Raw genomic sequence first — 19,991 nt, 5'->3', positions numbered from 1 at the left:
CTGGATGAACGACGATGCATCGGTACAGGTCCCACACCTGCGGCGAGCTCCGCGCCTCTGACGTCGGCACCGACGTCCGGCTGAGCGGCTGGCTGCACAATCGGCGCGACCTGGGCGGCATCCTCTTCATCGATCTGCGCGACCACTACGGCATCACGCAGCTCGTCGCCCGCCCCGGCACCGCCGCGGCCGAGGTCCTCGACAAGCTGACGAAGGAGACCGTCGTCCGCGTCGACGGCAAGGTCGTCTCGCGTGGCGCGGACAACGTCAACCCCGAGCTCCCCACCGGCGAGATCGAGATCGAGGCCGCCACGGTCGAGGTCCTGGGCGCGGCCAAGCAGATCCCCTTCACCGTCAACACCGACGACGGCGTGAACGAGGAGCGGCGCCTGGAGTACCGCTTCCTCGACCTGCGCCGCGAGCGCATGCACCGCAACATCATGCTGCGCTCCGCCGTCATCGCCTCCATCCGCTCGAAGATGGTGGCCCTCGGCTTCAACGAGATGGCGACCCCGATCCTCGCCGCGACCTCCCCCGAGGGCGCCCGTGACTTCGTCGTCCCGTCCCGTCTGAACCCGGGCAAGTTCTACGCGCTGCCGCAGGCGCCGCAGCAGTTCAAGCAGCTGCTGATGATCTCCGGCTTCGACCGCTACTTCCAGATCGCGCCCTGCTTCCGCGACGAGGACGCCCGCGCGGACCGCTCGCCGGGCGAGTTCTACCAGCTCGACGTCGAGATGAGCTTCGTCGAGCAGGAGGACGTCTTCCAGCCGATCGAGAAGCTGATGACGGAGATCTTCGAGGAGTTCGGCGGCGGGCGTCACGTCACGTCCCCGTTCCCGCGGATCCCCTTCCGCGAGTCGATGCTGAAGTACGGCAACGACAAGCCCGACCTGCGCACGGCCCTCGAACTCGTCGACATCTCCGACGTCTTCGAGGCGTCGGAGTTCAAGGCCTTCGCCGGCAAGCACGTCCGTGCCCTCGCCGTCCCGAACACGGGCGACCAGCCGCGCAAGTTCTTCGACCAGCTCGGCGACTTCGCGGTCTCCCTCGGCGCGAAGGGCCTGGCCTGGGTCCGCGTCGGCGAGGGCAACGCCCTCACCGGCCCCATCGCCAAGTTCCTCACCGAGGAGAACGTCAAGGTCCTCACCGAGCGCCTCGGCCTGGAGCCGGGCCACGCGATCTTCTTCGGCGCGGGCGAGTTCGACGAGGTCTCCAAGATCATGGGCCCGGTCCGGGTCGAGGCCGCCAAGCGCGCCGGCCAGTTCGAGGAGAACGTCTTCCGCTTCGCGTGGATCGTGGACTTCCCGATGTACGAGCGGGACGAGGAGACGGGCAAGATCGACTTCTCGCACAACCCCTTCTCCATGCCGCAGGGCGGCATCGAGGCCCTGGAGACCCAGGACCCGCTGGACGTCCTCGGCTGGCAGTACGACATCGTCTGCAACGGCATCGAGCTGTCCTCGGGCGCGATCCGGAACCACGAGCCCGAGATCATGTTCAAGGCCTTCGAGATCGCGGGCTACTCCCGCGAGACGGTCGAGCAGGAGTTCGCGGGCATGCTCCGCGCCTTCGAGTACGGCGCCCCGCCGCACGGCGGCATCGCCCCGGGCGTCGACCGCATCGTCATGCTCCTCGCGGACGAGCCCAACATCCGCGAGACGATCGCCTTCCCGCTGAACGGCAACGCCCAGGACCTCCTGATGGGCGCCCCGACCGAGCTGGACGAGTCCCGCCTGCGCGAACTGAACATCCAGCTCCGCAAGCCGGTCGAGAAGAAGACCACGGACATCACGGACGCGGTCCACCCGGACGCGGCGCGGTAGTCACTGACGTCGAGCAGCTGAAGGGGCCCGGGATCCAGACGGATCCCGGGCCCTTCGTGTCAGCTCCGGGCTGCCCACCGCCCATGACCGTTCCTGAAAGTAGCCTGTCGGCCTGTCACGTCTGCGAGAACATTCGCATCCAGAAGAGGATCTCCGTGCCTTCCTCGTCCGCCAGGAAGAGGTAGAAGCCGCCCGCTTCCGGCCGAATGCTGATCATCATCAGATTTTCGTCGGGGAATCCGCCCAAGAAGGCGACGAGGTCTCTCGTCTGTTCGCGAAGGTCACTCCCTTGTGCTGTTCGGGACAGGCGCCGTTCGTAGGTGCGCAGGAGGCTGCTGCGTGAAACCTCACCTGCTTCGAAGTCGAAGCCCCTCTGAATCGCATCCAGGGTCTCCTTGTGGCAGATCCCTTTGCGGGCCGCGGCGTGGACGAGCTCTCTCAGCCGACTCGCTTCCATGGCCCCCCGCCGATGCTGATTTCCGCTCCGTGTACCGGGCCTCGAATCATGACCTCGCCTTCGTCGTAGGGGAAGGAAACGCCAGGTACTCTGAAATACTCGGTTCCGTTGGCGTTTGGAATCCTCAGGACGATTCCAATGCCGTTTCCTCTGAAGCTCTCCTCCAGTGCCATGTCCTCGTAATATGTCGTCCAGGACGTGAATATACTTTCGGTTCTACCACCGGCATGCAGTTGTGGGTCGGAATGGCCGCCCAGAGGTTCCGCTGTCCCGTTCAACGCATCGTTGTACATCTTCTGCCACTCTAGAGGGCTGAATTTGTCGGCGTATCCGATCCCGCGATATAGGTACGGCGCCTCGTCGGGATCCCAGGAGCCGCCGTTCTCGCAGGCGTCTGGCGCAAGGCCCAGCGGATCCGCCCACGTATGCGGATTGTGGACGTACAGGGTCGGGTTGGGGGCCGGGGCCAGACCCAGTGGGTCCTGACTCAGGTAACGCGCCGATTCCGGGTCGTAGTAGCGGAAGTGGTTGTAGTGGAGGCCTGATTCCGGGTCGAAGTACTGGCCCGGGAAGCGGAGTGGGGTGTACGCCGTGGCGTCGCGGTTCCATGCCGTTGTTCCCCACAGCGACGAGCGGGTTCGCCAGGCCACGGCGCCCGACTCGTCGACGAGTTCCGTCGGCGTGCCGATCAGGTCCGTGACGATCGCGAAGAAGCGGTCGTCCGTGGAGTCCGGGTCCGTGTGGCGTTCCGTCTGGGCCAGGGGGCGGAGGCCCGCGTGGTCCCAGGTGAGGGTGACGTCGGTGGTCGTCTGTTCGCAGAGGGTCGTGCCGTCCCAGGTGAAGTGGACTGTCTCCCGGGGGGGATTGCTTGGATATGCGGCGACCCAGCGGGTCGTACGCGTACCGCCAGACCGTGCCGTCCGGAGTCGTCACCGCGGTGAGGCGGTCCTCCGCGTCCCACTTGTAGCGCCAGGTGTCCGCTTTGCGTGAGAGCCGGGTCTTCTGACGCAGGACCGTCCGGCCCTGGGCGTCGTGTTCGTAGCGGACGGATCCCGCATGGGCGATGCGGGTGCCCTGGTAGGCGCGGGTGCCTGTCGCGGAGTGGGACGGGTGAGTGGCCGGCCAGGACGCTTCCGTCTGGTTGCCGGTCTCGTCGTAGGCGTACCGCTCCGTCCAGTCCCGCGCGTGGACGGCCGTCACCCGACCCGCCCCGTCCAGGTCGAAGCGGCGCGGGCCGGAGAGCGCGTCGGTGATGCCTACGAGTCCGCCGTCCGGGCGGTACGTGTACGCGCGGTGCTGCAGGCGGCGGTTCGCACCGTCGGTGACCTCTTGGGAGGAGAGGCGGCCCATCGGGTCGAACGACGTGGTGAGGACGGCGAAGTCGGCCACGTGGCGCATGGTTTCGCGGCCGAGGGCGTCGAGGGTGAAGGACAGCGTCCGGCCCGAGGACGTCAGTTCCGTACGGCGGCCCGCCGCGTCGTACGACCACGTGCTCGTCGAACCACCCGGTGTCGTCCGCCCCGTTCGCCGCCCCACCGCGTCGTGCGTGAACGCGAGGGTGCGACCGTTCACCGTCTCGGAGACGAGCCGGCCGTAGCGGTCCCGGAGACGTTCCAGGGTCGCGTCAGGGCCGGTCGCCGAGGCCAGTTGGTCGAAGACGTCGTACTCGTAGGAGCTCACCGCGCCCTCGGCGTCCTTGCGGACGATCCGCCCGAGGGCGTCGCGGTCGAACCGGATCGTTTCGCCGAGTCCGTTCGCCCGTGCGCCCAGCCGGCCCGCCGCGTCGTACTCGTAGCTCAGCGCCCGGCCGTCGAAGTCCGTCTCCGTGACCAGTCGGCCCGCCGGGTCGTAGGTGTAGTCCCACGTCAGGCTCTGCGGATCGGTCACCCGTGTCAGGCGCAGGTTCGTGTCGTGGGAGAACTCGTACCGCACCCCATCCGGGCCCGTGCGGGACGTCATGAGGTCGAAGTCGGTGTACGTGAAACGGGTCGTGCCGCCCAGCGCGTCGGTGTGGCTGAGGCAGTTGCCCTCGCCGTCGTACGTCCAGGACTCCGCCGTGCCGTCGGGGGCGATGCGGCGGGACGGGTGCCCTTCGACCGTCCACTCCAATCGTGTCTCCGCCCCCAGCGCGTCGGTGACCCGGACTGTGCGGCCGAACGCGTCGTACGCGTAGCGGGTCGTGGCGCCGAGCGGGTCGGTGATCGAGAGGGGGAGGCCCGCAGGGTTCAGGTCCAGGCTGGTGGTGGCGCCGAGCGGGTCCGTCACCGAGGTCAGTCGGCCCGACTCGTCGTACGCGAACTCCGTCCGCGCGCCCGAGGGGTCCGTCATCGACGTGCGGTTGCCGCGCTCGTCGAAGGTCTGCCGGGTGACGTTCCCGTCCGTGCCGGTGATGCGTACGGGAAGCCCGGATGCGTCGTACTCGGCCTGCGCCTGTCGTCCGTCCGGGCGTTCCGCCGCCGTCACGCGGCCCCGCTCGTCGTAGCTGAAGCGGCTCTCGTTGCCCAGCGGGTCCGTATGGGACAGCAGGCGGTTGAAGCGGTCGTACGCGAAGCGGGTCACCGCGCCCAAGGCGTCGATCTCCGCCACGACCTGCGCGCGGTCGTTGATCAGGTGGCGCTCGGTGTGCCCCAGGCCGTCGGTGACGGTGGTCAGGCGGAGCCCGGTGGCCGGGTCGACGTCGTCCCAGGTGAAGCGGGTTTCCAGGTGGCCGTTCGCGCCCGACTGGTAGGTGCAGCGGTCCTGGTCGTCGTAGACGTAGTCGAAGCGGCTGCCGTTCGTGTCCGTCCACGAGGTGATGCGACCCTGCTCGTCGCAGCCGAAGCGCAGGGGGACGCCCGAGGAGTTCGTGACCTCGGTCAGGTGTCCGTCGTCCGTGTAGCCGTAGCGCAGGATCTCCTGGTCGGAGCCGTCCTGCGCCGCCCCCGCGAGGTGGAGCGCGGTGACGCGGCCCTCCGCCGTGGTGAGCTTCAGGTGGTAGCCGCCGTGGTGGACGATCCCCGTGGGGGCGCCCGTCTCGTCGTGCTCGAAGGCGATCCAGCGGCCGTTGCGGTCATCGATCTGGGCGAGGAGCGCGAGATTGTCGTCGTGGTCGGTGAAGTGCCGGACCGTGCCGGTGTCCGGGTCGGTGATCGTGTAGCCGTCCTCGACCCGGTCCAGGGGCCACTGCCGGCCGTGGGTGGGCAGGACCGGGACGCCGGGGGCCGGGTGGGGGTAGGCGAGCAGGCTGCCCTCGTCGCAGCTGAAGACCACGCCCTCGGAGTCGACCTCCAAGCGCTGGTCCACGGTCGCCGACCAGGTCGGGCCGAACCATCTGCCCGAGCGCCGCGATGAGTCGAAGGTACGCCGGAATACCAGCGGCAGCGCGCCCGGCAGGGCGATGTCCGTCTGCGGCAGCAGCATCCGGCCGCTGGCGATGTCGATCGGGTCCTTCTTGCAGACCGTCTCGCTGCACTTCTTGCCGTTGCTGTGCGGGTCCTTCTCCTGGTCCCCGCGGCTGCTGCCCGGCTTCGTCCCCTCGGGCAAGTGCTTGGTGCCGTTCAGCCCGACGCGCACACCGCTCCGGACCGCACCCGCGCCCTTCGTGCCGAGCAGTTCCGGCAGCAGCCGGCCGATGAACTCCGAAGGGTCGCCCTTCGCCGCGTCCCAGGCGCCCTTCAGCGCCCTGTCCGGGTTCGCTCCGGTGGACACGAGGCCGGCGAGCGTCATGTTGACGCCCTTGTAGTACTCCGCCGGGTGGGTGACGTTGTACGGGTCCAACGGGGTGACCGAGCGGACGAAGTTGATCAGGCCGGCCGAGCCCTTGACGACACCGCCGCCGAAATGGGCCAGCTCGATGCTCTGGCCCAGGCTGTAGTCCGCCAGCTCCAGCATGGCCCGCTGTCGTCCCGTCGGCTCCTTCGGCGCGTGTGCCAGCGCGGCGGCGACCGCCGCCTTCGCTGTCTCCCCGGCCTCGTTACGGGCCTTCCGCGCGTCGCTCAGGACCTCTCGGGCGCGCAGCCGCTTCGCCGCGCCCGGGTCGGTGAACGCCCCCGGATCCGGCAGCGGACTGTCCCCGGTGCGGGCCGCGTTGTAGGCGTCGACCTTCTTGTTGTACGTGTCGACGGCCGCCTTGGAGTCCTGGTCGCCTTCCTTGTACAGAGCGATCGCCTCACGCGCCTTGCCCTGCGCGCTCACGACGGCGTTGGAGTACGTCTCCAGCGCCTTGGCCGCGCTCTCCATCGCGTCGGCGGCACGCAGCCAGTCGGTCGGCAGCGTCTGGAACTTCTCCCGGAACGCGTCGGCCGCCTCACCCTTCCAGTGACCCGAGTCCAGCTGTTTCATCCCGCCGCCGACCAGGTCGAACGCCCGCTGGAAGTCCCGGAGGTTCTTCACCGCCTCGGCGATCTTCTCCGGCTTGCCGTGGATCAGCTCGTTCGCGTCCTCGGTCTGCCCGAGCTGCTGTTCCCCGACCTCCGCGCCGAGTGAGGAGGCGGTTTTGTCGCCCCAGTCCTCGACCGCGTCCGCCCAGTCGCGCGCGCCCAGGCTCTCCAGGCCCTGGCCGGTCTTGTCGGTGACGTAGTCGACGCCCTCGCCGAGGGCCTGCTTGCCCTTGTCGATGGCGCCACCGATCTTGTCGATGCCCTTGTCGGCCAGGCCGCCCCAGTCCACCATCAGCGGTTCTCTCCCCACCGCGGCTGTTCGGCCTGGTCGAGGGTGGCCTGGTCGGGATCGAGCGTCTCCTTGAGCTGCTCGTCCATTCCGTCCCGCAGCTTCGAGTCCAGTACGCCCGAGCGCTCCATCGAGTCGAGCAGCGCGTCCTCGACGTCGTACGTCGTGTTCTGCCAGGTCTGCTTGACCTCTTGGTGGGCGTCGGAGAACGACTCCGGGTCCCAGTTCGCGTCGTCCCACGCGTGCTGATCACGGACCGTTTCCCAGCTCATCTTCTTGACCTCGTCCTCGGACAGGTGCGGGTTGCCGTTGAGGGAGTTCACACCGACCTTGATCGAGTCCTTGATGTACTGCTCCTGCTCGGCGAAGGAGCCCGCGGAGAGCCCGACTCCCTGCGCGAAACCGTTCCCCTTCAGGGTCAGCGTGCGGACGCCCCACTCCCACCGGTTGCAGAACGTCTCGAACTCCGCCGTCAAGCCGGAGTGTCCCAACTCAAGCCCGGACAGGGCGAGATCGGAGAATCCCCGTCCCGTCGAGGCCACGCCGGTGAAGCCGAGTTCCTTCAGCTCGGCATGTGCCAGGTCGATGCCCTTCGCGATCGCCGCCAGCGCCTCCGCCGGCGCCGCGAGGTCGGGATCGTTGCCGCTCATCGTGTCCCCCGCTCTTTCGTGTTCCCCTGCCTGTCCGCGAGACCGAGATCCACCGCCACCTCAGCCGGGACGATCCCCGCGACCGGCGGAAACAGCGTGCCGTCCGCGCTGCCCGCATCCAGCGCGACCCCGCCCGGCCCGGGCAGCATCGGCACCATCACGTCGAGGAGGCGTGCGCCGAGGATCGTCCGGTACGTCCACTCGCGAGCCGCGTCCCCCCGCGCGACCGCGAACCGCGCCAGCGCCTCCTCGTCCGAGAACGCGCAGATCCACCGGACCCCGTTGAAGTCCGCGGTCCACAGACTCTCGGAGTCGTCGAACGGCACGAGCACGGCAGTACGCCGGAACTCCCCCAGCAAACGCGCAAACTCCCGCCGCGCCGCAGCGACTTCGTCGCCGGCCTCAGGTCCGGATTCAGGCCCGGCCTCTGGCTGCGTCAGGGCCCGTGTGGCCGGAACCGCGAGAACCGCCTCAGGCTCGGGCGCCGCCTCGGGGACGGATCCGCCCGCCAAGTCCGTCAGCCTCGAAATCCGTTGAGGCTCCGGTATGCCTTCCTTGTCCCCGTCCCTGTTCTCCGTCACTCACGCATGCTTCCATGCGCCCATTCACACGAGCAACGAACAAAGGACCGAGCTCGTCATGTTGGCGTGGAAGGTGGACTTCCCCGTGTGCGAGGCCGAACATCCAGCTCCGCAAGCCGGTCGAGAGGAAGACCACCGACATCACGGACGCGGTCCAGGCGGGCGCGGCGCGGTAGTCGGCACGCTTGAGGCGAGGGCCCGGGATCCGTACGGATTTCCGGGCCCTTCGTCCTGTGTCAGGACGCCGTTTCTGTGCCCTTCTCCAGGCGCTCAAGGTTCGACCACAGGGGAGCTTTCCCGAATTTCTCCATGTACTCATCGAGGATCGTGAAAGGTGGGCGACTGGAGGGCTCCTCGGCCGCCCATACCGTGTCGCACTCCTCGCAGATTCCGAAAGTCTCTTCCGTTCCGACAACTCGGCATTTGACCACCCACCCCTGCTCGCACCGTGGACACCAGATCACCAGAACCTCCTCTTCGGGTGGCAGGGTATTCCGGGTGGCGCCCGCCGCTGACCCGTATCCACCTCAAGGAATCCAGCTCGCTGAGCGTCTCCCCGGCCAGGTCAAAGAGCTCTGACATGCGCCGGGGCCTCCCCTTCCTCGTCGTCGACGTCAGGTCGACACACCAGGACATCCCCGTCCCCGAGCCCGGTGAGGGGGCCGCCGGACAGGTGGACCAGTACCGAGTGCGGAGGGTCCATGAAGTCCACTGGGCGACCGTATTTCTCGATCCGGTCCGCTGTGAACCTTCGCGGATCGTCGCCCGCTTCGACGGCGAATGACTGCCCGGTCCGGACGATGCCCGCGATGACCCTAGCGATGCAGACCCCTCCGTCATGGCCGTCCTGCTCCACGGAATAGATCTGGAGCTCGCCGAATTCCGTTTCGTTCATCTGATGGGTACGCCAATCAAGGGAGGTCCGGAATGAGCCTCATCCAGTCTCGAGCCTCCTGGAATGCAGGGCCACCCTTTTTCAGGACTGCCTGAAGGGGGAGCAGGGGAGTCAGCATGTTCTTGATGCGACGTAGCCGGAGTATCCGATCCCCAGGTGCTGACCGCCAATCCTCGGCGAGCCGCTCGGCCACCTCCAGCGAGACTTCCAGGTTCCGCAGGATCTCCGAGCAGAGAGCAGTGAGGTTCCGCGTCGCATCGGATTCGCTCACCCCGAACTCCAGGATCAGGTAGGCACGCACGCGGGCGGCGTCGGCCGTCGTCTGCTGGGGCGTCTGGCTCCGGGCCATTCCCGAGATTGCGGAGAGGGCGAGGCGTCCCCAGCGGAGCCTGGTCTCGTGTGCGAGGGCGGAGGACTGCATGCGGCCGACCGCGAGGACCCTCAACTGCCTCCAGTGCGCCTGCGACCAGGCTTCGGGCGCAGGCGTCAGCAGGTAGCGTTCCAGCTCCGCCGGCGCCGAGGCGGTGAGGAGCCGTCTCGGGATCCCGTCGCAGGGAGTGGGTGCGGTCATCCTTGCTCCGTCCTTCGCTGCGTGTTCCGGACCAGGCTCTGGACGCCCTGTCGCAGCTCGCCGTCCGTCAGGTCGCCCGGGTCTCTTAGTTCAGGGTCCGGGGTGTAGTCCTCCAGCGCCATGAACACCCGGTCCAGAAGCTCGGCCAAGTCTCCGCTCGCCCGCTCGCCGCGGGTCTGTGCAGCCCGCCGGGCCTCCCGCCATCCGTCCGTGAACTCCGCCGCGGTGATTGTTCCTTGAGCGAAGTCGCTCAGCAGCGACATGAGATGTGCCGTGGCCGTACCTGGTGTGACATCGCCCGCGCGCGACCACGCCTCGTGTACGGGCGGGTAGGCGGCGGCGATTCCCTGGAGGTGCGGCCGGCGCTTCTTCATCGCCCGGGCGTACCGCCCGAATCGAGCGCGCGCCGCATCGATTCCCTCCGGCACCGCAGCGTTCATGAACGCCTCCGTCCCGGCGATCAGCGCGTATCCCGCTTCAGGAAACAGCACGGCTCCTCGCAGGTCCGGGGTGTGCAGAAGTACGGGAGGAACAGCAGGAGCAGCAGGAGCAGCAGGAGCTACGAGGCCGGGCTCGGTGGGCCGACGCGGGGCCGCTGGAGCCGTGATGCGGTGGGCGACGGCCTCGGTACGAGCGTCGACAAGGTGCTGCGCGTCAACCCCTCGGCACCCGGCTTCGACGCGGTGCATCACGGCGGCGGCCAGGTGGATGCCGGCCGGGACAGGGGCCACGTGCTTTTCCGTCAGCCATGCCTGCGCGAAGCCTCCGTCCGGTCCGAGCAACGGGCTTTCGCGCGCGGGCCGGCTGTCGCTGGGCGGCGGTGTCACCTCGTTCTACTCGTCCGCGAAGATCTCATCGGCCGGAGAGGCCCTGACGGCTGTGACGGCTGTGGCGGCTGTGACGGCTGTGACGGCCGCGGCGGCGCGGGGGCCGAAGGCTGCGTGGACGGGCACGCCGAGCAGAGCATGATGCTTTTGGCTGGGCCGCGAGTCGTCCGGGGCGGCGCTCATGGTGGCTCCTCGTCTGTGGCCGTCGGGCCGAGTCATCACCTTCATGCTAGGCAGCCCTTCCTCCTTCGGTCGCGCAGTCGCGGCAGCTCCCCGGCTCGGGAGCGCGGTAGGCGCGGTCGCAGGTGTCGCAGTTCTGGAGGGGGTGCCGGGTGGCCGGGTCCTCCGCCGCGCGGAACGGTGGCAGGGGTGGGAGCTGGGCCGTGAGGCGGTGGGCCAGGAGTGCGGCCGGGCGGTGGAGGGGGTCCGGCGGCAGGGCGTGGGTCAGGGCGCGGTGGGCCTCCTCGGGCGTGAGGTCGCGCTCCAGCCAGGCGGCGACGCCCGGGACGAGGTGTTCCGCGTCCGTCGCGGAGATCAGGAGTCGCGGGTCTGTGCGGCGTAGGCCGGAGAGCACGCCCAGAGCCGTTTGCAGGAGATCCGGGGTGGGGTACACGGGCTGCGGTACGGCAGGCAGGGCGCGGCGGCGGGGTGGGTTCTCCGTGGTGCGCCGGGGTGGGGGTTGCGGAGGCGGCTCGTTCCCGCCGGCCGTCCCGCCCGGGCGGTTGCAGGAGACCGTACGGGTCACCATGCGGCCCTGTTCCGTCCGTACTCGCGTCCGCCGCAGGTAGCCGTGGGCCTCCAGCTCGCGCAGCGCGTTGGCGATCCGGGTCTTTCCCTCGGGGAAGCGGGTCGCGAGGGTGTCGATGTCGACCCGTGCGCCGCTGGGGAGGGACTGGATGTGGACGGCCAGGCCGATCGCCGTCAGCGACAGCTCGACGTGCTGGGCCAGGTGGTTGCCGATCACCGTGAAGCGGGTGGTGTGGCGGGCGTTGTCGTGCACGACGCCGCCAAGGCGTCCCTCCGTACCCCGGGAGGAGTGGTTTTTCCCGTCGTTACGGGACTCGGCGTACGGGCGCGCGCTAGTGTTTTGGGTATCCATCGGGAAGGTTCTGCTTCCTCGGTGGTCAGGCCCTCGCATTGGGATTGCCGTCCCGGCGGGGGCCGACGTATGTCAGCAGTTGTGTGGTGGTGCGGTGTGTCGCGCTGAGCGTAGATCAAGCACCCCGCCCTGTAGCCAGCCGATTTGGGGTTTTTCACTCAAGCGAGTGAGTCCGGCCTCAGCGGGGAGGAGGGGTGGGGATTGGTACGGGTTCTTTCTCACTGTGGTCGTCCTTGAGGAGACCGTCCGCCTCACCGGACTCCGCGTTCCAGGGGTTCGGTGACCACTCCTTCCCCGCAGGTCAGGGGCATGGGAGGCGGAGTACGGCCGGTCGGGACGGAGCTGGTCACGGGACCGTTGAAGAACCGGGTCCACTGACGTCCTCTGATGTCCACTGAAGTTTTTCGCTCGGGCCGTCACACATCCCTCTCGGGCTCCGTCAGTGCTGTGTCCGGCTCGGTCGAGGCGGGCACGGAAGAGGCTGAAGGAGCCGTCGCGATGTTCACCGAGATGTCCACCACCGCTGTCGTCGTCACCGCCGTCGCCGCGTTCATGGCCGGGTTCTCCGGGGCGGCGATCTTCTTCAGGGCCGCGTTCGTCGTCGAGCCGCTCGCCGCGTACGGCGTCCCGCGCTCCTGGTGGAACTGGCTCGGGGCCGCCAAGGCCGCAGGGGCCGTCGGGCTCGTCGTCGGATTCTTCGTGCCCGTCATCGGGACCCTCGCCGCGATCGGGCTCGTCCTGTACTTCGCCGGTGCCGTGATCACCGTCCTGCGGGCCCGCTCGTACGGACACGTGCCCTTCCCGCTCGTCTACATGGCACCCGCCGTCGCCGCCCTCGCTCTGACCTGGTGACCGTACGCAGAAGGCCGCCGTCCCGCTCAGCGGGGACGGCGGCCTTCTGCGTGAGGCAGAGGACGTCAGTCCTTCTTCTCCTCCAGGCGCGGGAACAGCACCGCGCCCTTCGTCACCGTCGCGCCCGCCGGGAGCCGGCCCCACGTGGCGGAGGACTGGACCGGCTGGGCCGCCAGGGCGCCCAGGGACGCCTCGGCGCCCAGGGAGTCCCACAGGGCCTGCGAGGTCTCGGGCATGATCGGGTTGAGCAGGACCGCGACCGCGCGGAGCGACTCGGCCGCCGTGTAGAGGATGGTCGCGAGGCGGGCCTTGCCCTCCTCCGACTCGTCCTTCGCGACCTTCCACGGCTCCTGCTCCGTGATGTAGCCGTTGACCTGCTTCACGAAGTCGAAGATCGCCAGGATGCCGGCCTGGAAGTCCAGCTCCTCGCCGATCTTCGCGTCGGCCGTCGCGACCGCCTTGGCCAGGCCGTCCTGGATCGCCTTCTCCGCGTCGCCGTCGGCCGCCGAGGCCGGCAGCTCGCCGCCGAAGTACTTGCCGACCATCGCCGCCACGCGCGAGGCGAGGTTGCCGTAGTCGTTCGCCAGCTCGGACGTGTACCGGGCGGTGAAGTCCTCCCACGAGAACGAACCGTCCTGGCCGAAGGCGATCGCCCGCAGGAAGTACCAGCGGTACGCGTCCACGCCGAAGTGCGAGGTCAGGTCCTGCGGCTTGATGCCCGTCAGGTTCGACTTCGACATCTTCTCGCCGCCGACCATCAGCCAGCCGTTCGCCGCGACCCGGCCGGGGACCGGCAGGCCCTGCGCCATCAGCATCGCGGGCCAGATGATCGCGTGGAAGCGGAGGATGTCCTTGCCGATGAGGTGCACGTTCGCCGGGAACGTCTCGTCGAACTTCGCCTGGTCGGCGCCGTAGCCGACGGCCGTCGCGTAGTTCAGGAGCGCGTCGATCCACACGTAGATGACGTGCTTGTCGTCCCACGGGACCGGGATGCCCCAGTCGAACGTCGAGCGCGACATGGAGAGGTCCTCCAGGCCCTGCTTGACGAAGTTCAGCACCTCGTTCCGGGCCGACTCCGGCTGTACGAAGCCCGGGTTCGCCTCGTAGAACTCCAGGAGCTTCGGGCCGTACTCGCTCAGCTTGAAGAAGTAGTTCTCCTCCTTGAGGATCTCCACCGGCTTCTTGTGGACGGGGCACAGCTTGGTGCCGTCCTCGGCCTCGATGAGGTCGCCGGGGAGCTTGAACTCCTCACAGCCCACGCAGTACGGGCCTTCGTACCCGCCCTTGTAGATCTGACCCTTGTCGTACAGGTCCTGCACGAACTCCTGCACGCGATCGGTGTGACGCTTCTGCGTGGTGCGGATGAAGTCGTCGTTCGCGATGTTCAGGTGCTCCCAGAGGGGCTTCCAGGCCTCCTCGACGAGCTTGTCGCACCACTCCTGCGGACTGACGTCGTTCGCCTCCGCGGTGCGCATGATCTTCTGACCGTGCTCGTCCGTGCCGGTGAGGTACCACACCTTCTCGCCGCGCTGACGGTGCCAGCGCGTGAGCACGTCGCCTGCGACGGTCGTATAGGCGTGGCCCAGGTGAGGAGCGTCGTTGACGTAGTAAATGGGGGTCGTGACGTAGAACGCCTTCGCCCCCTGCTTCTCGGATCCAGTGGCCGCCATGGTCGAAATCCTAACGGTCGTACGAAGATCCACTCACATCGATAAACCCCGGGCGCCCGCGGCGGGGCGGGGTGGGGAAGATGGAGGCATGCGTGTACTCGTCGCCGAGGACGAGCGGGACCTCGCCCGGCTCGTCGCCCTCGGCCTGCGCCGGGCCGGATTCGCCGTCGATGCCGTCCACGACGGCGAGGCCGCGCTGGAGCGGCTCGACCTGTACGCGTACGACGTCCTCGTCCTCGACCGTGACCTGCCCCGCGTCCACGGCGACGAGGTCGCCCGCCGCCTCGTCGCCGCCGGCTCCCCGACCCGGATCCTCATGCTGACCGCCGCCACCGCCGTCGAGGACCGCGTCGAGGGCCTCGACCTCGGCGCCGACGACTACCTCGGCAAGCCCTTCGAGTTCCCCGAGCTGGTCTCCCGCGTACGCGCCCTGCGGCGGCGCTCCGCCCGCCCCGCCCTCCCGCCGCTCCTCGGACGGGACGGGCTGCTCGTCGACACCGTCCGGCGGACCGCCACCCGCGACGGGCGGGACCTCGACCTCTCCCCCAAGGAGTTCTCCGTCCTCCAGATCCTCCTGGAGGCCGAGGGCGCGGTCGTCTCCGCCGAGGAACTCCTCGAACGCGCCTGGGACGCCCACGCCGACCCCTTCACCGGGGCCGTACGCGTCTGCATGAGCAAGCTGCGGGCGAAGCTGGGGGAGCCGACGGTCATCCGGACCCTGCAGGGTGTGGGGTACGTGCTGTGACCACTCCCCTGCTCGGGGCCGGGTCCACCATCCGGACCCGGATCGCGCTCGTCTACGGCGGCGTCTTCCTGGTCCTCGGAGCCCTCCTGCTCCTCCTCGTGAACCTGCTGGTCAGAGCCGGTACGGACGGGGAGACCGACGCGATCGTCGCGCGCGCGGACGACATCGCCGTCGTGGAGGCGTACCGGCTGGGCGCCGACATCAGCGACGCCGCCGGCGACCAGATGCTCATGTGGTCCTGCCTCGGCCTGCTCCTCATGGCCTGCGGAGCGGTCGTGGTGGGGTGGTGGACCGCCGGGCGCGTCCTGCGGCCCGTGCACGACATGACCGCCCGGGCCCGGCTGCTCTCCGAGCGGAACCTGCACGAGAGGATCGCGGTGAGCGGCCCCGACGACGAGCTGAAGGAGCTCGGCGACACGATCGACGCGCTCCTCGGGCGCCTGGAGACGGCCTTCGACAGCCAGCGCCGCTTCATCGCCAACGCCTCCCACGAGCTGCGGACCCCGCTCGCCACGCAGCGCGCCGCCATCCAGGTCGGGCTGGGCGACGACTGCGAGGTGCGGCAGGTGCTCCTCGACTCCAACCGGCGCAGCGAACGGCTCATCGACGGGCTGCTCCTCCTCGCCCGCAGCGAGCGCGGGCTCGCGGAGCGGGAGGCGGTGGCGCTGGGGGAGGTCGTCACGGAGGAGCACGAGGACGCCGACGTGGTCCTCGACGGGGGTGTCGTCCTGGGGAGCCGGGTGCTGCTCGGGCAGCTCGTCCGGAACCTCGTCGCCAACGCGGTCGCGTACAACCTGCCGGAGGGCGGGACCGTCGGCGTACGGGTGGAGGGCGGGGTGCTGACCGTCGTCAACACCGGGCCGGTCGTCCCGCCGGACCAGGTCGGCGGGCTCTTCGAGCCCTTCAGGAGGGGCGAGGGGCGGGACCGGATGGGGCCGGGCGCGGGGCTCGGGCTCTCCATCGTGCGGTCGATCGCCGTGGCCCACGGCGGGAGCGTGCGGGCCGTCGCGCGGGACGCGGCGGCGGGGGGCGGGCTGGTGGTGGCGGTGACCCTGCCGGTCACCGCCACCCCTGCCGCTGTCTCCTAGAACCCCAGGCCGTCAGGACCCCAGGTCGTCAGAACTCCAGGTCGTCAGGACCCCAGGTCGTCAGGACCCCAGGTCGTCAGGACCCCAGGCTGTCAGGACCCCAGGCTGTCAGGACCCCAGGTCGTCAGAACTCCAGGCCGTCGAGGAGTCCGCGGTAGAACGCCGGGTGCGCCGTCTCGACCGGGGTCGCGCCCGCGAAGTACGTGGCGGTACGGGGCGTGCCGTCGAGCTTCCGAAGGTAGTCGAAGGCCTTGTTGTCCTCCTCGCCCCAGGCCACGAACCGCCAGTGCAGCGGGCGGTCGGCCGCCTCGGCGAGCGCCTGCGTGGCGGCCGTCTTCGACTCGGGCGCGCCGTCGGTCTGGAAGACGACCAGGGCGGGGCGCGTCGGGTCGGTCCTCTCGTGGTGGGCGAGGACCTCCTCCACCGCGCGGTGGTAGTTGGTGCGGCCCAGGCGGCCGAGCGTGCCGTTGATCTCCTCGACGCGGGTGGGCGTGAGGTCGGCGGGGGCGAGCTCGACGGTGCCGTCGATGTCCGTGGAGAAGAACACGGTCGTGACGGTGGCGGCCTCGTCCAGGTGCGCGGCGAGAGCCACGGTCTGCTCGGCCAGGCGCTGTACGGAGCCGTCCTTGAAGTACCCGCGCATCGAACCGGACCGGTCCACGACGAGGTACACGGCCGCCCGCGCCCCGGTGAGCCCCTGCTTCTTGAGCACGGCCCCGGCCGCCTTGTACGCGTCGGCGAGGTGCGGGGCGGCGGCCTTGAGCCGGGCGAGGGGGAGCGCGGGCGCGGCGTCGGTGTCCGCGTCCGTGTCTGTGTGGGTGTCGGCCTCGGCGTCCGTGTCGGCTTCGCCGACCGTCGCCTCGGCGCCGACCGTCTCCGGCTGCGCCGGAGCATCCGCGGCGACGGCCGCCTCGGGCTCGACCTCCGCTTCCGGCTCCGCCGGGCTGTCCGCCGCGACGGCGGCCTCGGGCTCCGCCTCGCTCGACTGCTCCTCCGGAGCGTCGACGGTGACGACCGCCTCGGCCTCGGCCGGGTTCGTGTCGTCGGCGTCCGCCACGACGGGCTCTGCCTCGGCGGCAGCGTCCGTCTCCGGCTCCGCCGTGGCCTGGGCGGTCGCGTCCGTGTCCTCGGCGTCCGCCTGCTCCTCCGGAGCGTCGACGGTGACGACCGCCTCGGGCTCGACTTCAGCGGCAGCCGCCGCCTCCGCCGGGATGTCGGTCGCGACGGCCGCCTCCGGCTCAGCCAGGCCGGCTTCGGCTTCGGCCTCTACCTCGGCGTCAAGCGGCGGAGCCGGCTCGGCGGCCTCACCCTCGACCGTGGCGGCAGGCGCCTCCGCCTCGGTAGCCGTGTCCGTCTGGGGCGCCGTCGCCTCGGCGGGCGTCTCCGTCTCCGGCGTCTCGACCGCCGTCGCCTCGGCGTTCAGCGTCTCCGACGTGCCCGCGACCGCGGACTCGTCCGAGGTCTTCGCCGTGCCCGCGGCCTCAGACGTGTCCACGGCCTCCGACGTGTCCGCCGGCTCCCCGCTCCGTGCCTTCGGCACCTGCGGGTTGTCGAAGGACGCGGCCACCAGGTCGTCCGCCGCGCGGCGGGCCTCGGCATCCTCGGTGTCCGTCGACGTCGACGTGTCCGCGTCCGTGTCCCTGGACGTGTCCGTCGATGCCGACGAGGCCTCACGCGTCTGGGCCGGGACGGAGGTCGACGGGGTGTCCTCGCGGTCCCGGCCGAATACCTTGCGCAGCATGCTCCGAATACCCATGGGCGAACCCTTTCGCATGAGTGGGTGCAGTGTGAATGTCCGTACTGGGCGTTTCGGGACGTTCATCCCTGGCCAGGGCGGACACGTAAGGTTAGCGGCCACCCCCTCCCTCCTCCGTGACCCGGTCGCCTCCGGTTGCCGCGCATTCATTCGGCGTTCACTCCGGCGCCGCCCCTGTGCAGATGTGCGCACATAGCGTCGCCGCCGAAGGATTCCCGACACCATGTCGGCGCAGTGTGCGCCGGAGGAGGACGAAGTGCGCAAACTGCTGCCGCTCCTGAGCACGAACCCCCACGGAGGCGGCCGTTCCGCTCTCACCTGCCGGTTCCGGTGTGGTGACGCCTGCTTCCACGAGGTGCCCAACACCAGCGACAACGAGTACGTCGGCGACGTCATAGCCGGTGTGCTCTCCCGCCGTTCGGCCCTCCGTGCCGCCGCCGTCGTGACCGTCGCCTCCGCCGCCGGCGGCGCCGTCGTCCTGGGTGGTGCCCCCGAGGCCGTCGCGCGTCCGGGCAAGCCCGGCAAGCCCGGCAAGGTCGACGGTGCCCGCGGGCTCCGCTTCGCCGCCGTCGCGCCCAACACCGCCGACCAGGTCACCGTCCCCGCCGGCTACGCCCAGAACGTGGTCATCCGGTGGGGCGAGCCCATCCTCCGCGGCACGCCCGCCTTCGACTCCGAGAAGCAGACGGCGAAGGCGCAGGCCGGCCAGTTCGGCTACAACAACGACTTCCTCTCCCTGCTGCCGCTCCGGGGCGAGCACCACCGGCAGGTCCTCGTGGCCAACCACGAGTACACCGACGAGGTGCTCATGTTCCGGGGTTACGACTCCGAGAACCCGACCCGCGAGCAGGTCGAGATCGCCTGGGCCGCGCACGGCCTCTCGGTCGTCGTCGTCCAGGAGGAGCACCGCTCCGGCAAGCTGACGCCCGTCACCCGCCACCACCTCAACCGGCGGCTCCACACCACCAGCGAGTTCGAGGTCGCCGGCCCCGCCGCCGGCAGCGACCTCCTCAAGACCTCCGCCGACCCCGAGGGTCGTACCGTCCTCGGCACGCTCAACAACTGCGCCGGCGGCACCACCCCGTGGGGCACCACCCTCCACGGCGAGGAGAACTTCAACCAGTACTTCGCCTACGGAAGCTCCGCCACCGACAAGCGGTACGGGGTCGGCACCGGCGCCTCCGAGCGCAAGTGGGAGCGGTTCGACAAGCGGTTCGACCTCCGCCAGGAGCCGAACGAGGTGCACCGCCAGGGCTGGGTCGTCGAGCTCGACCCGTACGACCCCGACTCCACGCCCCGCAAGCGCACCGCCCTCGGCCGCTTCAAGCACGAGGCCGCGCAGCCCCGTCTCACCGAGGACGGCCGTCCCGTCGTCTACATGGGCGACGACGAGCGCTTCGACTACTTCTACAAGTTCGTCTCCAGCAAGCGGATGAAGAAGGGAGGGTCCCGGAGCGCCCGTGAGCACAACCTCACGCTTCTCGACGAGGGCACCCTCTACGTCGCCAAGCTGACCGGCGACTCCCCGGCCGCCCAGATCGACGGCACCGGCAAGCTCCCGAACGACGGCGAGTTCGACGGCTCGGGCCAGTGGATCCCGCTCGCCACGGCCGGCCCCGACGGCGCCGTCTCGCACGTGCCCGGCATGACCGCGGACGAGGTCTTCGTCTTCACCCGCCTCGCCGGTGACAAGGTCGGCGCCACCAAGATGGACCGCCCCGAGGACGTCGAGCCCTCGCCGCGCAGCGGCCGGGTGTACGTGGCGCTCACCAACAACTCCAACCGCGGCAAGGCCGGTTACGCCCCTGCTGACGAGGCCAACCCGCGCAACCTCAACAAGCACGGGCAGATCCTGGAGCTCGCCGAGCACTGGGACGACCCGGCCTCCGACGGGTTCGCCTGGCGGCTCTTCCTCGTCGCCGGCGACCCGAACGACCCCGCGACCTACTTCGCCGGCTTCCCGAAGGAGAAGGTCTCCCCGATCTCCTGCCCGGACAACGTGGCCTTCGACCCGCACGGCAACCTGTGGATCTCCACCGACGGCAACCAGCTCGGCTCGCACGACGGCCTCTTCGGCGTCGCCACGCAGGGCGAGCGGCGCGGTGAGCTGAAGCAGTTCCTGACCGTGCCCAAGGGCGCCGAGACCTGCGGCCCGATCATCCAGGACCGCCGCGTCCTGGTCGCGGTCCAGCACCCGGGCGAGCTCGACGGAGCCTCCGTCGAGAACCCGAAGTCTCAGTGGCCCGATGGACCCGGCAAGATCGTCCGCCCGGCCGTCGTCTCCGTCTGGCGTACGGACGGCCGCGACATCGGCGTCTGACGCCGGCCAG

15 protein-coding genes and 1 pseudogene are annotated in these 19,991 nt (G+C 69.7%); 5 read left to right on the top strand and 11 right to left on the bottom strand.

What is annotated here, in order from left to right; all coding sequences use genetic code 11:
- Window positions 1-14 precede the first annotated feature (14 nt).
- Window positions 15-1,823 (top strand): aspartate--tRNA ligase, encoded by a 1,809-nt coding sequence (gene aspS / locus IE124_RS16425; protein WP_189508482.1) that lies wholly within the window; start codon window positions 15-17, stop codon window positions 1,821-1,823.
- A gap of 115 nt (window positions 1,824-1,938) precedes the next feature.
- Here the strand turns inward: aspS and IE124_RS16420 are convergent, their stop codons facing one another.
- From IE124_RS16420 to IE124_RS16380, 9 genes and pseudogenes are all read right to left on the bottom strand, one after another.
- Window positions 1,939-2,280, bottom strand: a complete 342-nt coding sequence (locus tag IE124_RS16420; protein WP_189508481.1) for a hypothetical protein — start codon at window positions 2,278-2,280, stop codon at window positions 1,939-1,941.
- A complete protein-coding gene (locus IE124_RS16415; RefSeq protein WP_189508550.1) occupies window positions 2,262-2,453 on the bottom strand; it encodes a hypothetical protein in 192 nt (63 codons plus the stop codon). The genes IE124_RS16420 and IE124_RS16415 overlap by 19 nt, the downstream gene beginning before the upstream one ends.
- A 222-nt stretch (window positions 2,454-2,675) precedes the next feature.
- Window positions 2,676-6,930: pseudogene (locus IE124_RS35525) on the bottom strand (putative T7SS-secreted protein); the annotation flags it as partial.
- On the bottom strand, window positions 6,930-7,577 hold the full coding sequence (locus IE124_RS16405; protein WP_189508480.1) for a hypothetical protein: 648 nt from the start codon (window positions 7,575-7,577) through the stop codon (window positions 6,930-6,932). The gene IE124_RS16405 and the pseudogene IE124_RS35525, both read right to left, overlap by 1 nt.
- Window positions 7,574-8,158 (bottom strand): SseB family protein, encoded by a 585-nt coding sequence (locus IE124_RS34920; protein ID WP_229832503.1) that lies wholly within the window; start codon window positions 8,156-8,158, stop codon window positions 7,574-7,576. The genes IE124_RS16405 and IE124_RS34920 overlap by 4 nt, the downstream gene beginning before the upstream one ends.
- 565 nt (window positions 8,159-8,723) lie before the next feature.
- Window positions 8,724-9,053, bottom strand: a complete 330-nt coding sequence (locus tag IE124_RS16395) for a hypothetical protein (protein ID WP_189508479.1) — start codon at window positions 9,051-9,053, stop codon at window positions 8,724-8,726.
- 16 nt (window positions 9,054-9,069) lie between these two features.
- On the bottom strand, window positions 9,070-9,624 hold the full coding sequence (locus IE124_RS16390; protein ID WP_189508478.1) for a hypothetical protein: 555 nt from the start codon (window positions 9,622-9,624) through the stop codon (window positions 9,070-9,072).
- Window positions 9,621-10,115 (bottom strand): colicin immunity domain-containing protein, encoded by a 495-nt coding sequence (locus tag IE124_RS16385; RefSeq protein WP_229832502.1) that lies wholly within the window; start codon window positions 10,113-10,115, stop codon window positions 9,621-9,623. The genes IE124_RS16390 and IE124_RS16385 overlap by 4 nt, the downstream gene beginning before the upstream one ends.
- Window positions 10,116-10,680: 565 nt before the next feature.
- Window positions 10,681-11,550: a helix-turn-helix domain-containing protein gene (locus IE124_RS16380; protein WP_189508477.1), complete on the bottom strand. Its 870-nt coding sequence runs from the start codon at window positions 11,548-11,550 to the stop codon at window positions 10,681-10,683.
- Window positions 11,551-12,048: 498 nt separating this feature from the next.
- Between IE124_RS16380 and IE124_RS16375 the strand changes: the two genes are divergently transcribed.
- Entirely contained in the window at window positions 12,049-12,402 is a 354-nt protein-coding gene (locus IE124_RS16375) for a DoxX family protein (protein WP_229832501.1), read from the top strand.
- A gap of 65 nt (window positions 12,403-12,467) precedes the next feature.
- On the opposite strand, the gene metG is transcribed toward IE124_RS16375, so the two are convergent.
- Window positions 12,468-14,072 carry a methionine--tRNA ligase gene (gene metG, locus IE124_RS16370; RefSeq protein WP_189508476.1) on the bottom strand — a complete coding sequence of 535 codons (1,605 nt, stop codon included), beginning with the start codon at window positions 14,070-14,072 and terminating at the stop codon, window positions 12,468-12,470.
- Window positions 14,073-14,160: 88 nt separating this feature from the next.
- On the opposite strand from metG, the gene IE124_RS16365 reads away from it, so the two are divergent.
- Window positions 14,161-14,817 (top strand): response regulator transcription factor, encoded by a 657-nt coding sequence (locus IE124_RS16365; RefSeq protein WP_189508475.1) that lies wholly within the window; start codon window positions 14,161-14,163, stop codon window positions 14,815-14,817.
- Complete coding sequence (locus tag IE124_RS16360) at window positions 14,814-15,905, top strand: sensor histidine kinase (protein WP_189508474.1); 1,092 nt, start codon at window positions 14,814-14,816, stop codon at window positions 15,903-15,905. The genes IE124_RS16365 and IE124_RS16360 overlap by 4 nt, the downstream gene beginning before the upstream one ends.
- A 124-nt stretch (window positions 15,906-16,029) precedes the next feature.
- On the opposite strand, the gene IE124_RS16355 is transcribed toward IE124_RS16360, so the two are convergent.
- On the bottom strand, window positions 16,030-17,646 hold the full coding sequence (locus IE124_RS16355) for a VWA domain-containing protein (protein ID WP_229832500.1): 1,617 nt from the start codon (window positions 17,644-17,646) through the stop codon (window positions 16,030-16,032).
- Window positions 17,647-17,917: 271 nt separating this feature from the next.
- On the opposite strand from IE124_RS16355, the gene IE124_RS16350 reads away from it, so the two are divergent.
- Window positions 17,918-19,981, top strand: a complete 2,064-nt coding sequence (locus IE124_RS16350) for a PhoX family protein (RefSeq protein ID WP_189508472.1) — start codon at window positions 17,918-17,920, stop codon at window positions 19,979-19,981.
- The last annotated feature ends 10 nt before the right edge of the window (window positions 19,982-19,991 follow it).

The sequence above is a fragment of the Streptomyces narbonensis genome, from assembly GCF_014649015.1.
In the GTDB taxonomy this organism is placed as follows: domain Bacteria; phylum Actinomycetota; class Actinomycetes; order Streptomycetales; family Streptomycetaceae; genus Streptomyces; species Streptomyces narbonensis.
This window is presented reverse-complemented; position numbering and strand designations above follow the sequence as displayed.

Coding starts and splice junctions, on each gene's coding strand:
- aspS (WP_189508482.1), top strand. CDS start 15: ATGCATCGGTACAGGTCCCACACCTGCGGCGAGCTCCGCGCCTCTGAC.
- IE124_RS16420 (WP_189508481.1), bottom strand. CDS start 2,280: ATGGAAGCGAGTCGGCTGAGAGAGCTCGTCCACGCCGCGGCCCGCAAA.
- IE124_RS16415 (WP_189508550.1), bottom strand. CDS start 2,453: ATGGCACTGGAGGAGAGCTTCAGAGGAAACGGCATTGGAATCGTCCTG.
- IE124_RS16405 (WP_189508480.1), bottom strand. CDS start 7,577: ATGAGCGGCAACGATCCCGACCTCGCGGCGCCGGCGGAGGCGCTGGCG.
- IE124_RS16395 (WP_189508479.1), bottom strand. CDS start 9,053: ATGAACGAAACGGAATTCGGCGAGCTCCAGATCTATTCCGTGGAGCAG.
- IE124_RS16390 (WP_189508478.1), bottom strand. CDS start 9,624: ATGACCGCACCCACTCCCTGCGACGGGATCCCGAGACGGCTCCTCACC.
- IE124_RS16380 (WP_189508477.1), bottom strand. CDS start 11,550: ATGGATACCCAAAACACTAGCGCGCGCCCGTACGCCGAGTCCCGTAAC.
- IE124_RS16375 (WP_229832501.1), top strand. CDS start 12,049: ATGTTCACCGAGATGTCCACCACCGCTGTCGTCGTCACCGCCGTCGCC.
- metG (WP_189508476.1), bottom strand. CDS start 14,072: ATGGCGGCCACTGGATCCGAGAAGCAGGGGGCGAAGGCGTTCTACGTC.
- IE124_RS16365 (WP_189508475.1), top strand. CDS start 14,161: ATGCGTGTACTCGTCGCCGAGGACGAGCGGGACCTCGCCCGGCTCGTC.
- IE124_RS16355 (WP_229832500.1), bottom strand. CDS start 17,646: ATGCTGCGCAAGGTATTCGGCCGGGACCGCGAGGACACCCCGTCGACC.